This is a genomic window from Lutibacter sp., assembly GCF_021647475.1.
Classification (GTDB): Bacteria; Bacteroidota; Bacteroidia; order Flavobacteriales; family Flavobacteriaceae; genus Lutibacter.
Window position 1 is genome coordinate 1 of sequence record NZ_JAKIUR010000062.1, and the last position, 14,539, is coordinate 14,539.

The 14,539-nt window shown below is 28.9% G+C and carries 13 protein-coding genes; 1 reads left to right on the forward strand and 12 read right to left on the reverse strand.

Annotated features, from left to right (window positions below):
• The 7 genes from L3J60_RS13470 to L3J60_RS11920 form a co-directional block, all read right to left on the reverse strand.
• Positions 1-391 (reverse strand): PKD domain-containing protein (locus L3J60_RS13470; RefSeq protein WP_366837311.1); only part of this gene is annotated, 391 nt, incomplete at its 3' end.
• Entirely contained in the window at positions 382-1,287 is a 906-nt protein-coding gene (locus tag L3J60_RS11895) for a hypothetical protein (RefSeq protein WP_291975767.1), read from the reverse strand. The genes L3J60_RS13470 and L3J60_RS11895, both read right to left, overlap by 10 nt.
• A 36-nt stretch (positions 1,288-1,323) precedes the next feature.
• Complete coding sequence (locus L3J60_RS11900) at positions 1,324-2,112, reverse strand: hypothetical protein (RefSeq protein WP_291975768.1); 789 nt, start codon at positions 2,110-2,112, stop codon at positions 1,324-1,326.
• 6 nt (positions 2,113-2,118) lie between these two features.
• Positions 2,119-2,718: a porin family protein gene (locus tag L3J60_RS11905; RefSeq protein ID WP_291975769.1), complete on the reverse strand. Its 600-nt coding sequence runs from the start codon at positions 2,716-2,718 to the stop codon at positions 2,119-2,121.
• A 49-nt stretch (positions 2,719-2,767) separates the two neighbouring features.
• A complete protein-coding gene (locus tag L3J60_RS11910) occupies positions 2,768-3,292 on the reverse strand; it encodes a hypothetical protein (protein WP_291975770.1) in 525 nt (174 codons plus the stop codon).
• Positions 3,286-5,595 carry an RHS repeat-associated core domain-containing protein gene (locus tag L3J60_RS11915; RefSeq protein WP_291975771.1) on the reverse strand — a complete coding sequence of 770 codons (2,310 nt, stop codon included), beginning with the start codon at positions 5,593-5,595 and terminating at the stop codon, positions 3,286-3,288. Before L3J60_RS11915 ends, L3J60_RS11910 begins: the two co-directional genes overlap by 7 nt.
• Before the next feature lie 202 nt (positions 5,596-5,797).
• Positions 5,798-9,679, reverse strand: a complete 3,882-nt coding sequence (locus L3J60_RS11920) for an FG-GAP-like repeat-containing protein (RefSeq protein ID WP_291975781.1) — start codon at positions 9,677-9,679, stop codon at positions 5,798-5,800.
• On the opposite strand from L3J60_RS11920, the gene L3J60_RS11925 reads away from it, so the two are divergent.
• A complete protein-coding gene (locus L3J60_RS11925; protein ID WP_291975772.1) occupies positions 9,657-9,947 on the forward strand; it encodes a hypothetical protein in 291 nt (96 codons plus the stop codon). The genes L3J60_RS11920 and L3J60_RS11925 overlap by 23 nt on opposite strands.
• Positions 9,948-9,963: 16 nt before the next feature.
• Here L3J60_RS11925 and L3J60_RS11930 read toward each other — a convergent pair whose 3' ends face one another.
• The 5 genes from L3J60_RS11930 to L3J60_RS11950 all read right to left on the reverse strand — a co-directional run bounded on the left by L3J60_RS11930 (position 9,964) and on the right by L3J60_RS11950 (position 14,398).
• Complete coding sequence (locus L3J60_RS11930; protein ID WP_291975773.1) at positions 9,964-10,422, reverse strand: T9SS type A sorting domain-containing protein; 459 nt, start codon at positions 10,420-10,422, stop codon at positions 9,964-9,966.
• Between the two features lie 143 nt (positions 10,423-10,565).
• Positions 10,566-11,228, reverse strand: a complete 663-nt coding sequence (locus L3J60_RS11935) for a response regulator (RefSeq protein WP_291975774.1) — start codon at positions 11,226-11,228, stop codon at positions 10,566-10,568.
• A 19-nt stretch (positions 11,229-11,247) separates the two neighbouring features.
• Complete coding sequence (locus L3J60_RS11940) at positions 11,248-13,263, reverse strand: tetratricopeptide repeat-containing sensor histidine kinase (protein ID WP_291975775.1); 2,016 nt, start codon at positions 13,261-13,263, stop codon at positions 11,248-11,250.
• A gap of 122 nt (positions 13,264-13,385) precedes the next feature.
• Positions 13,386-13,565, reverse strand: a complete 180-nt coding sequence (locus tag L3J60_RS11945; protein ID WP_291975776.1) for a hypothetical protein — start codon at positions 13,563-13,565, stop codon at positions 13,386-13,388.
• A gap of 338 nt (positions 13,566-13,903) precedes the next feature.
• Positions 13,904-14,398, reverse strand: coding sequence for a LytTR family DNA-binding domain-containing protein (locus L3J60_RS11950; protein ID WP_291975777.1), 495 nt, complete (start codon positions 14,396-14,398; stop codon positions 13,904-13,906).
• Between the last annotated feature and the right edge of the window lie 141 nt (positions 14,399-14,539).

Genomic DNA, 14,539 nt, shown 5'->3' on the forward strand with positions numbered 1-14,539 from the left:
TTGCCGTAACCGTAACGGTATAATCTCCCGGACTGGTAAAAATATGTGTTGGTACTATAGCTGTTGAAGTGTTATTTACACCAGAAGCTGCATCTCCAAAATCCCAAACTACTGAATCTACAGTATCTGTTAACGTAAATTGAGTGGTGTCTCCATAACATAGATTATTAAAATTTAATGAAACATTAAAATACGACTGTATAAACGGTGGTAGACCTAGTTTTGAAAACTTCCCTTTTAGCCAAACATTATCCGTTTGATAACTACAGCCTATACCTATTTCATTAGGTTTACTGATAACATTCAGATATTCACTATCTTCTATTGCAAGGTAGATTTTACCATTTGTAGCTAATTGTAGCGCTCCATAAAACTTTGGATCTATATCAATTTTGAATTTACTATGTTAATACTTGAACCTGCATCTAAATTGTATTGATAAATACCATTATTACTAACCGTAGCATATAAGACTTTACTATTAGGAGAAAACTCTATACCATAAGGATTTTGGTATATTTCATCATCTAAGTCCATTAACGTTAAAGGATTTGAAACTTTACCAGTAGCAGTATCAAAATCAAATAATTGAACTTCAGACAATCCTCTTCCACGGGCAACCGCTAATTTGGAACCATCTGGCGAAATTTTTATACAACCAATTGTTTTTTCTGTATTAGCACCTCCAATATACGTTCCAATAGCACTAATTACAGGTGTTGAATTAACTCCGCTACTAGAAACCTTAAATGAAATAAATTCATTACTATTCCATTTATGACTTACTACCCAATATTCATCTGCTATTAAGCTTTTAACCGCTGTAATTTTTTCTGTTGTAGGTGTAACTAATAAATTATTTTTAGTTGTAATACCTCCAAACCCACTATCTAGCAACATATTTACTACTGAATATTGCAATCCATTCGCACCTGCTTGAGCATCCACTGTAAAAATATAATATATCGTTGCATCCGTAGGGTTTGGAACAATAATGGCTGACTGTGTACTTGAATTATGTCCGTTTAGCCCTGTACCATTTAACATAATACTGTGGTTACGGTTGTAAACAGTTACACCATCTGTATAAAATAATAAATTGCCATTTTTATTTGAAATAGCAGCACAACCTTCGCGAGTTACCAATGCTCCATTTGTTAATGCAACTGGGGAACCATTATTAAAGCTAACTCCTGCATTTTCACCAAAATACCAATTATTTGTTTCTTTTTGTGAAAAAGCTAACGTTGTAAAAAAAAAGAAACAACTAATTACAATCTTTTTCATTTTAGTTTACTTACAAGGTGTTTGCCATTCTTTAAATTAAGGCCATTCTACATTTAATTCTATATCTAAATTGATTTCTGGGACGGTATATTTAATAGTTGTTGGTTTTGTTGCTAAATAATCTGATAATTTAATTTCACGTTCAGAAGGAGGCCCCATCAATAAATCTGCATTATAAGTTCCATCATCATCAGCCAGACCAATAAAAATTGAAAAATCAGGATCTATATATAAATTTTCTGAGGTTAAATCCCAAATTAAATCTCCTTGGTTTTGTTTTACTATAGATTGATACCAGTTATTATAACTAAAATCTCCTGTAGTTAAATTTACTTCGGGTTTTAACAGTATAAAAAATATATCTGCCAACCTATTAACATCGGTATCCGCATATTCAGCATCCCAAGTTTGATTGATGTTGTAAAATGAGACTACTTTTACACTGTTTATTTTTATAGCATTTCCCCTTACCACATTAATCTCAACCGATTTTTCAGCTACTTCTCCTGTATTATTTGTGCTTTTTATACTTATAGTTTTACTACCGATAGCATTAAACTTAAAATAAAGTGTACTATTTTTTGTGTTATTTGGTAAAACTGTAGCCTCTGTATCAAAGTTGTCTGTAGATACTTTTATATTACTAATAACATCACTTGCATTAAGTATTACCGACACTGCCTCATCTATATTAACCGTAGTTTTTTGGGCAGTTACCTCTATTGTAAAATTATCTTTTATTATTGGGCTATCATCATTTGATGCCCCTCCACAAGCAACTACTATGCTTGCTAAAAATATATATATTGTTTTTCTTATTTTCATTTTATACTAAATTTTACAATCAATATTAAATTGTAGTACCGAATTTTTAAAACCGTTTAACTCTAATATCCCAAAATTATACCTTATTCCAAGATTCATTTTAGTACTAATATCATAACCAATACCAATATTACCACTAAAATTAAACTTGTCATTTGGTTTGTCAAATTTAAACGCTTTATTATAAAAAATTAAATTAGTATTACTATTGATAATAAATCCAATTTGAGGCCCAAATTCAATGTCAAATTTATTTACTAAAAAATATTTAAGAAGAATTGGGATATTTAAATAAGACTCTTTATTAATTCCTTTTTTATTAGTAGATCCATTTACAATATCAAAATTTTCAATTGTGTAGTTAAAATTTTGAGTAGAAAACAATAATTCTGGTTGTACTGCTAATTTATTAGAAAAATTATAATTCATAAACATACCTCCGCTAAACCCTATTTTATTTTCCAATACAGCTAAACTGTTATTATTTAATTTTGGCAATGTATAGTTTAAACCTAACTTGACACCAATTTTAATTATTTTTTCTTGTGAATAAATAAGAATATTTATATTTATTAAACATATTATTGTTAGGATAATTTTTTTCATAGTTACTCTATTATTTATTCAAATGAAGTAAGATGATATTCGAAATTAATCATTGATTTTTATAAAATTTCTTTTTTATCAATTTCCCATTTTTAAAGATTAATTTATATATCGGGCTATCTTGACCTGAAGAGGGCATTGGCCAAGAGTTATAGGTTTTATAATACTTATAATTTTCTGGATATAATTTCTTACATAATTTCATAAAGGCACATTTTTGAATTTTTAAATTATCTTTTGAACCATCAGAATTATTTAAAATAAAAAAAACAGGTAAATTTCCTATAAAGGAAACTAAATTGATTCTACTTATTAAATTGTCATCAAAGTCAAAACCATACTGAATATTATAAATTGTAAATCCGTCTTTTTCTTCAACAAAAACTAAAATAAATTTATCATCATCCCCTAAAAATTTCAATTTAAGTGAGTCCTTATAAATATTTATTTCTTCCCTCAATTGAGAAGAACTAATATCATGTATTACTAATTTACATTTTTTTTCTTTTTGCACTAAATTTGTAGTGGAACAAGAAATAAATAAAATAGTTATAATAAAAAATCTTTTTACCATCCTCCTAAGTTTTTTAATGAATAATTATATTTAATGTTGTTGTAAAAATTACTTCGAGAGCCACCAGGCGACACCAGCCATTCACTTCCTCTATATAAAATAGATATAGGAGCCCCATTAAGGGAATTATACATAATGTTCAAATCTTTTCCACTAACACCGATGCCTCCATTTGAAAATACACTTGTAGAAGGATGCGTATGAAAATGCGATTTAACACTATACCATTTTCCCAAGTATTTTACTTGTAAAACTTTTGATTTATATCTTGTTGGCAATTGATTATTGTATGATCTGTTACGACTATTATTATACGGATCTAAAACAATATAATCACCATTTTCTAATGCAAAACCTGAAACTTCTCTTTCAATTTTGTAACCATCTCCCATATCCAATAATAAAGATTCGTTTGTAGCGTAATTATAAGCATCTTTTTTGCTTTTAAAATATTTTGAAAAATCTTGTTGTAAAGAGTGAACTACATGGTTCAAAGTACTGCTGATAAATCCATTTCTGACTCCATCCCAAAAGTTACCTCCTGCAATAACACTACCAACACCACCCAAAAGAGTACCTGATGTAATAGTACCTGCTCCTTGCCAAAATTGGTTAGAACCTTGAAATAGCTTACCTGCTCCACCAGCAATAAGACTGCTTATTCCTCCACTTGCAAAACCTGATAAATAATTACCTCCTGAAAGTCCTGTCATAACCCCTCCAAGTTGTGCATGCATAAATGTTTGTAAGCTTGTCCTTAAAAATCCACTGTGAATGACCGCTCCCATACCTCTTACAGCTTCTCCAATTCCCCATGAGGCAGCCCCTCCTATAAATCCAATAGCTCCAGCCATAACCGCTCCTTGAAAAAATGGATCACCATTAATAGAATTTATTATTCCGTTGGTAGCAACACCTACAAGCATACCAATTATAGCTGCACCTAAAAGCGTAATAACCTCCCCACTTGGGTCAGTATACATTAAAGGATTATTTAAAACATACCCATACCTATTAAAACTTTGTGTACTAAACGGATCTTGTATGTAATTATCTGGGGATAAAAATCTACCTAACTTGGCATCGTACATACGACCATTCATATGTATTAAACCTATCTCAAAAAAATGTTCGTGCCCAGTATAACCTCTGCTTATCAAAGAACTATCATCAAAGGTAGTGTTTCCATTTAAACCTACAAATTTATCTACCACACCCCAGGCACCAAATTGGCGTTGTTCTTTAACTATACCATTAGCATCCGTTATGGTTAGAATACTTCCTAAATAATCTCTATGTAAATAGTGATACCCATTGGAACTTCCTGCCTTGGTATTTTTAATGTAGACTATAGGCGCTGTATAAGCATCTCCACCAATATACGTGATTATTTTTGTTGAATTATTTGTTTTATTTTCTACAATTTCAACCGGTGTAATTGCTGAGTAATGTTTGTAAAAATTACGTTGTAATTTATTTTCATTAAGTCCTCCATAATATGCCTGACTACGATTACCTAATGGACCATATTCGAAATTTACTCTCCCTTTGTCTTCTTCAAAAATTTCAACAGGTTTTTTAAATGCATTGTACTTTATTTGCTGTAAGGTATGGTTTTGGTAATAACTATTTCCTGGTGTATTTAAAACAATATCATTTAATCGATACCTATTTGTAGCGCTATAATTGTATTGTCCAATTGTTGAGTTATCGGTAATTCTACCTCTATTATCATAATTTTGAGTAAATGGGGCTGGTCCGTTAATTGATACTAAACGGTCTAAATTATCATAGGTGAAATTTTCTAACCAATTAAATCCATGATTTTTTCTACTATTTAAATTTCCAGTTTGAGCATCAAAATCATAATCTAATTTTAAAACATACGTACTGGTACTTGGATTATAATCATTAATTTGAGTTAAAAATCCAAATTGATTGTATTGCCTTGACTTTGTTAAGCCATTTCCTAAAGTTATTCCTGTAGGGTTCCCTTTTTCGTTTTCATTAACTAATTTCCATAAACTTTCACTTGTATCAAAATTTTGAATTTCATATACTATACCAGCATTATTGTATACATTTCTAATTTTTACCGTACTACTAACATTATTGGATTTATTGTTAGAAACATACGTTTCTTTATATACATTTCCGTAACTATTATACGCTACTTGTTTTTCAAAATGAGCTAAATCATTATCTTCAATAGTGTTTATCAAACGTTTGTAATTATCGTATTGATACGTATAATTATAGGTTTTCTGATTACCTGTATCCGCGCCATTAATTGATTCTAACAATTTTGAAGTACTGTTATAGTTATATACTAAACTTAAATTAGTATTATCTCCTGTAACATTTTTTGAAAGGTTCTGTTTTAGAAGATTGTGGAATTTTCAGGTCAGTACAAGGAAAAAGTGCAGAAAATCACACATTGCATAAATTTTCAATTATTTTAAAGACTATAACGTACTGACTATAAGCGTGAAAGATAGTTCCACATTATCTTACAACAGAACCTTTTGAAATAACTTTGCCATAACTATCATAAACGTAGGTTGTAGTACCTTTTGGAGCCGTTTCCTCTAAAATATCGCCTAATATATTATACGTGTATGTGTAAGTGCCAGCTGAAGGGTCTGATAAACTAATTTTTCTACCCCAACCATCTATATTAGTAGTTACTATATGATCGCTATAATTAGCCGTTTTTAAACTTCCATTAGCAAAATAGGTGTAATCAATAATTCCACCCGGATCTTGAACTTTTATAATATTCCCTGCGGCATCTTTTGTAGTTGTAATGGATTTAGTGCCATCATCAACCGTTATAGATAAACCGTTATAGGTAAAAGTAGTTGTTTTACCCGTATAACTTTGCTTGGATATTGGCCTGCCATAATTATCAAAACTTGATGAATTCCAAAACATTGGTGAAGCATTGCTAAAATATGGTTCGCTTTCTTTTATCTTTCTACCAATAACATCGTATTCAAAACTTTTTTGTGTCCACTTATTATTTAAACCAAGTACTTTACTTTTTGTTACCCAACCAAAAGCATTGTATGTTACTTCTTCATCTTGTCCTAAAGTATAATTAGTTAATTTACTATAACCGCCACCTGTAACAGCCGTGTAAGTATATGTAGTACTATTATTTAAATAATCTGTTTCCTTTGTAAGCCTATTCCAACCATCACTTACAAAAGAAGTAATAAACCCGTAAGGATCTGTTGTGGTTAATGGATTACCGTTATTCAAATTATAACTAAATTTTGTGGATAAACCTTCAATATTTGTGGATTTCGTTAAAAACCTACCACTAGAATCATACTCATAATTTTCAGTTCGTGCTGTAATTCCGCTAGCACTCAGAGATTTTTGCGTGATATTACCAAAAACATCATAATTAAAATTCTCTGTTAACCAAGGAGTGCCATTTCCTTTTTTTAATTTTTTTACTATTAGGTTATTATTATAGGTATATTGTTCCTCTGTACTAAAAGTTTGTCCGTTTAATGTTGACATCTCCACCTTGTCCGTTGGTCTCCCAATATGATAATATTGATTAGTTGAAGTTGTATTGTTACTGTATGTATAAGACACTTGCCTAGAACCACCTGGAAAAGTAGTTGTAACACTTAAAGGATTATAATATGCATCATAATTATAAGACTGTGTAGTTGAGAATCCTTGAAGGAAATCCTCCGTAATTACTTGAGTTGGTACATTAATAAAAACATTATTGGATAACAACTGTGTGTTATACGTATAATCTGTTTTTGAAGTATAACTGCTTGGGGTACTTGAAGTAGCTTCCGATACCCATTGTTGTGTTACAGCCCCTCTAAGTTGAGGGTTATGTACAGATATATTCCATAATTCTGCTACTCCTGAACCATGCCAATTAGATTTTTTTATAATATTAAATCCTAAAAAGCCTAAGCCTTGCATATTAGATACCGCTCCTTCATATTGAAAATCTTGACTACGTGTTATACCTTCTCCAGTTTGACTAATTGAACTCACTAATTGCAATGAAGGAGCAATATTAACATTTACATATGGATAATTTTGGGAATAATTTGGAGTGTATACTTGAAAGTAACTATTTGGATTATACTCCAATTTTTCATATAAAATATTAGAAACAATACCTCCATTAGATATGCTTTTTAATGTTACATCTTTTTTATTATCTTTTAAAAATTCATAAGCATATATATTATTACCATCAATATAAGCATATTCCAAATTATTATTTGAAGACTTTGCATCTAAGAAAATTGGCACCCCAAGTTTTCCGAGTCCATTATTATTTTCTTGATACGTTGTATTTAACTGAAATGAAGGAGTTATATCAGTACTGTTAAACTTATTTGAATATAAATTAATAGTTTCACTGACTTTATCATATGATGAGTATGGTGTAACTACTTCATGAACTAAAATATCACCTTTATGATCTCCATTGAAATCCTGAGCAATGTAATGATACTCATACAAAGGATTACTCATTGAAACACCATTAATTGTATGAGTTCCTGAATCCACCTTATTTTCATGATAAGTTACATCAATGCTTTTTGAATATACGTAAAAATTTGTTCCTCTAGACAAAAAGAATCTCCATGAATTACTATTATTCGCAATTGGAGTAGCAAAATCGGTTTTTCCATCTCCATTATAATCTGCTAATAAAATTGGCATATTCATTTTTATATATGAATCTGTACTTGAATATAGAAGTTGTAAGCTATTGTTTGAATCTAATTCATAAACATATAATTTCCCTTCTGTAAAATGAAATAAATCGGTTTTACCATCCCCATTAAAATCAACTGCTAAAATTTTATCAGTCGCTTTAAAACTAGCTTGTAAATACCCTAAACTATTCACAAAATTGGTAGTTTTAGTACGGTCTAAATCAATAAAATAAGCACTAGAATTACTATTAGTGTATGTATTGCAATTACATGCACATTGTGTATCAATTGGATCTATCCTTTGACTAATAGTTTTAGTTTTAACCATTTGATTTGCTTTTGGCATTGGATCTCCACCAATACCACCACCACTATCTACACAAGATGGGTCTTCTTTATAACAACTTCTTGAAGTATATGATTTTGTAATTGCAATTACATCTGTTAACCCATCCCCATTAAAATCACCAGAAATATATTCTTTTGGTATTTTTTTTCTTGTGGAGTTATTACAATCACTATCATAATTAGAAGTGTTTGTATACCACGTTTTATCATATTGGAATACTGGACCATAAGCTGCCATAGCAAATGTTGAAAATTTAACCTTACCTGTTGTATTTTCAATAGTTTCACTAGCTGTTGTAATACCTTGTTGAGGTAATATTTTACCATTCCATGATAAAATATTACTTCCAAAAATACCATCAAAACTACCGGTATTAATTTCATAGCCTAATGTTAAATTAGTATTATTAAATAAATTTGTAAATAAATTAATTTTATTTTTTGTATTTTTATTATAAGTAAAAAAATCCATTTTACCATCTCCATTGTATTCTCCTGCTACCGTTATATCCGTATCATAATTTATTCCCGGATATATTGAATGTGAATTAGGAAATCTATTTAAACTATTTGGCGTAGGTGATTCATAAGTGAAAGTTATAGGGCTTAATAATTTTCCCAAACCATTTGATTCAATAACAGATGTTAATAATTGGTAACCCAAAGAAGTAGTTATTGAATGAGATAATGTGTATTTTCTGAATAATTGACCTTTCCCATAGGCTTCAATTCTATCAATAATATTGGCTCTTTTGAAAGTTAAACCACCTATATATGAAAGTTCAGGTCTTGTTCTGGTTTTATAATAAAATTTAATCTCATTTAAAGGACTATTGCTTCCATTTGCACCATATTTAATGGTATTTATTCTTAATAATCCATTAGTTTGCAAATAATCATATTGTATATAGTTACCTTGAGCATCTTGCCATTTATATATTGCCCACTCTAATCGCCCTCTTGATGATCCTGCATTGCCATACCATGCTCTAGTACCGTTAGGATAGTATATAATAAAATATGAAGGTCCATAATTACTACCATACGGAGATGTCCCATAGGCTTTTACTTTTATATTTGAATAACTTTCTGTTTGATATTCTGAATTTGCAGCACCATAACTCCCCGATTTCAACATCAATCTTTGACCGTCTATTGCAAACCTATCATTATTATCGAAATCTACACCATCAATTAATCCATCATGAGATTTTGTTGAAGGGATTCTAGTAATTGTTGAAAGTCCAAAGATATTCCAACCCCAACCAGCCAAACCGTTAGCCGCTTGACTGCTAAATGAAAGTCCAATGCTTGGTACAACATTCTCTATTCCTGGGGGTAAAGTAAATGGAACGGTATATGTAGCTGCACCAGTTAAAGAAACGGATAAATTACCCGCTGTAGCCCCTTCTGAGCTTGTTGGTGGCGGTGAGGGATCAATTGGATCATCAATTGGACCGAATGGAACTCTTGATGAAACATCCTGTTTTGCATTAAAACTTTTAGATTTAATAATTTTAAATTTTATTTTTTTTGAACTTGAAGGCCCTCTTAATAAATCATCTTTAGATTGGGCATTAGAAATTAAAGTTGCTTAAGAAAATTGTCCCAAATTTAGTAGGTAGTCCAATCTGTTTTAATAAATACAAAAAAGTATACACCAGCTGACTGGTTGCTTAAATCAAACTCTAAATTGCTGACATCCTTATTAATTGAAATAGTTTTGACCAATGTTGAGTATACATTAAAAACCTTAAGTTGTTTTATAGAGCTAAGTGGTGAATTTTGAAAAGAAATAAAAACGCTATTATTTGTAGGATTTGGATACATATTTATATGACTATCCGAAAAATCATTGTTATCAATAGTATTAGCATTGTCAGATTTTGTAATTTCTTTAATTATTTCATCTGATTTAGCGGAGGGAATTGGTGGATTACAAGGCCCCACCTCACAATAAAATCTTTGGTTTTGATTTCCAGCTGTATCATAACTAAACAATAATTTTGACTGTGAATTAGAAACTTCAAAAATAAAAACATTAAATAATACAAAAAGTAGTAGTTTTTTCATAGAATAAATTTTAGTTCATTTAACAATTTTTAAAACTATAAATTCTATACTTACTACCATTACGGTTTTACCGTAATATTTTTTTTGTTATTTTATAAATTAATCTGTAGGAAAATTCAATAGGATAAAATTTAGAAAGAGAGTTAAATAAAGCCTCTTTTTTTTGCTTCAATCAATAATTGTTCATCACCTCCATTAACATTAAACAGTTGTTTAATGTAATTTTTTCTTTTTTCTAAAGCACTTAATGATAATGGAATGTATTTAATTAAGTTTTTTGTTTTTACTCCTTTTGATAAATAATAAATGATTTTTTTGTCATAATTATCAAGTACCTCATGGTTTGAAATAATTTTATTTTTTATTTTTTCAACCGTTTTACTGTAAAAAGATTTCCCTTGCAAAACTGTATCAAAGGCCTTGAGAATAATTTTAGCCGTACTATCACTTTTTATTAAAATACCATTATGAGGGATAGTTTTCAAAATATTATCCAATCGTTGGGGACTATCAAACATTGTTGAAATTATAATTTTTGTTTGAGGAAATTCTTTATTAATAATTTTTGCTAAATCTTCACCTGATGTAATAGTTCCATCTTGAGATGATGGCAATTGAATATCTATAAATATTAAATCAAAAGGATTTGAATTTTTTGCTTTGTTAATAGCTTTAATAGCTTGATCACAAGAATTAGCTTTAAGAATTCGAAGTCTATAATTTTTGTTTTTGGATAACACATTTTTATAGCCTTCTATAATAGAATGATGATCGTCAATTATTAAAATATCTAATTCTTTTTTCATAGTAATTTGATACTGTTTTTTAAATCGGAATTCTAATTTTTATTTCTGTACCAAAGCCAACCCTTGATATAAATTCAACCTTACCATTTAAAGTTTGTACTCTAGATAGTATATTTTTTTGACCTATTCCTTTATTTTTAATCTTACTATTATACCCTAAACCATTATCTTTAATTGTTAACATTAAATTTTGTTTCTCTTTATAAAACTCAATTTTTACCTCAGTTGCTTTCGCATACTTATTTATATTTTGAATGGATTCTTGTAATATTCTATAACAATTAATTTTAATATCATTTGATATATTTTCCCAGTTTTTTAGATTGTTAAAGTTTAGACTCCATTCAAAATTACTAATTTTACTTTGCTTTGTTACTAATTGCTCTACTAATTTTCTAAAACTAGTATTTGTATTAAATAAACTCGTTTTAAGATTGTGTGAAATTTTTCGAATATCTTCTTCTATTGTTTGTATCTCTTCAATATATTCTTCTCTCTCTGAAATCTCTTTATCTGTTATGCCTTCATTTAGACTATCTAAGCTTAACCTAGTTCCAAATAACCTTCCTAAAATACCATCATGCAGTTCTTTTGCAATGCGTTCTTTTTCTTTATTACTCCCTTCTTGAAACTTAGTTTGTTGTGCAAGCATTAAATTATAAATTTCTACATTGGCTTCGTCTTGTTTTTTATTAAATAACAATTCTTTATTTTTTGAACGTTGTTTCATATTCATAAAAATTAAAGCTGAAAATGAAATAACCACAACTAGCATTCCTGCTAACCACCATTTCTTTTCAGACTCTGCTTCTTTTTCTTGAATTATTTCATCTGTTTCATAGGCAATTCGTGTAAATTTTTCACGCATTAATCGTTCACTCTCTTGTAAACTATCAGATAACTTAATGTATTGCTGTAAATAATTAATTCCTTTTTGTGAAGGTTGTAATTTTGATAGCAATAAATAAGAATCCATTAAATCGATGTTAATTATAGATTTTTTTGCAAGGTTTTTAGCATTTTCTGCATATTGAATTGCTTTTACAGTATCTTTTATTGAGCTATAATACTCTGCTAAATGAAGACCACTGGTAATTATTCCATCAACAATTTGTAAACTATCTCTAATTTTTAATGCCCTAATAAATGATTTGGGTAAATCTTTAGTGATTTTAAATTTAAATTTAGCATATGCTAAATTATCAAGTACCATTGCATAACTTTTCGGATACAATTCAAAAATGTTAGGTGTTCTCAATGCTTTTTCAAAATATGGAATCGAAGCTTTATAATCACCTTTAGCTTGGTACACCATTCCAACCCCATTAAGATTTAAAATATTATAATTTTCTGAGTTTAATATTTTTGATAGATATTTTTCGCCTTTTAATCTGTATTCTATCGATTTATCAAATCTTTTTAATTTTTTTTCTACAAACCCTAATGTATTATAGCATAAGTATAAAGACTCGTATTCTTTTGAATTTTGAAGTTTAGAAAGAGCTTTGAAGGTGTTTATTTCAGCACCAATATAATCTTTTTCATCTGATTGAACAGTTGCCATACTTAGCAACATTTTGCCAACTTGCAATTTATTATTTAAAACTTTGTAAATTTTATATGCTTTATTAAAAAAAAAATAAGAACTATCAGAGATGTATTTTTGTCGGTAATAATATCCCAAATCCGAATAAGCCCGAGCCAAATTAATAGTGTCCTTTGTTACCGTGGTTATTTGTAATGTTTTCTTGCTTATTTCCCCAAACTTATCCAAATTCCCCAATACTAAATTGAAATATGCAGTTCTTATATAAGATTTTGTTTTTAAAGAATCATTTTTAAGTTGTTCAATTTTTTTATAGGCTTCAGAAAGATAGGAACTCCTTAATGAATCAGGAAAGGAAATGTTTTTAGATAGTATAATTAGAGAATCAATTTTTTTGTAAATCTGCTCATCTTTATTAAGTATAACTGATTTTTTACCACAACTCATCAGTAAAAGAAAAACAATAAGAACCCATAAATTTTTACTCATAGCAAAATATCTCAAATTCTGTTAAAATTAACTAATTTATATTAATAAATATTACGACTTGAAGCTAAAATAGTTTATTTAATAAAAAAAACCTCATTTTAAAATGAGGCTTTCTAACTTTATTAGCTACCACCATCCGGATTATTTGGTGGAGGAGTGGTTGTGGTATCACCTCCATTATCATCCGCAAAATGTATTTGATTTTTTTTTACAAGTTGTAAATCTTCATCATATGTATTTGTACAAGATATAAATAGGGTACTACATAATAATAGAGCAGGCATAAAACGTATTAATTTCATTATTTATTAATTTAAAAATTAGACAATTATTCCCCTGTCCAACCGTTAAGATGATTATCATATTTACAAGGAAACCTTAAAATCAAGGTGGGAAACCAATGATATGTGTAGAATTGTTGAGTAGTCTATCTTTTTCCCAATCTAGATTTACTCTTCAAATTCTTCTCTTTATGAAGCTTCAATTATTTAATCGAAACGATTAATTAACCGATTTGTACGAATCAAAACTAGTTGTTATTCATAATTTTTAATACAATTTATTTGTGCATTTTGTATTTGCATCTATTAGAATAGGGTACAGACCATTTTAAATGGTGAATAGATATTCTATATAATTATTACGCCAATTTTATTTGCTGAAGATAGCTGTCAAAGTTTCCATTTGACCATAAGTTTTTAATTTCTAGCATTTTGGATTTAAGTGATTTTGAAAAAGGTATTAGATTTTTTGTGTATTTTAAAGAGCATTGAAATTTACTAAAATGAATCTTTGTTATGTATTTAATGTTAATTATATAACTCTTATGAATACGAATAAATAGCTTTGGAAGAACCGTTTCAAAAGTTTTTAATGTTTTAAATGATGTAACCATGCTACCATCTTTTAAATAGAAGTCTGTTGTATTATTATCTGCTTTTAAATAAACAATATCATCAACCAACAGAAACCTATATTCTGTAAACGATTTTAAACAAATTGAAGCAACATCGGGTTGTTTATTTTCAAATCGTATTAACGTTTTTTTTAGATCAAAATAATTTAATGGTTTTAGAATATAATCGAAAACTCCATTTTTGATAGCTTCATAAGAGAATGATGTGGATCCATTCATTGCAATAAATTTAGGCAGGGCAAACTCACACTTTTTCTTTGATAAAAGCTAGATAATCAGTTGATTTATAGTTGTCAAAGTTATTAATTATTTGTATATTATACTGATAATCAATAATTTACATCAATGACATCAAGTAGT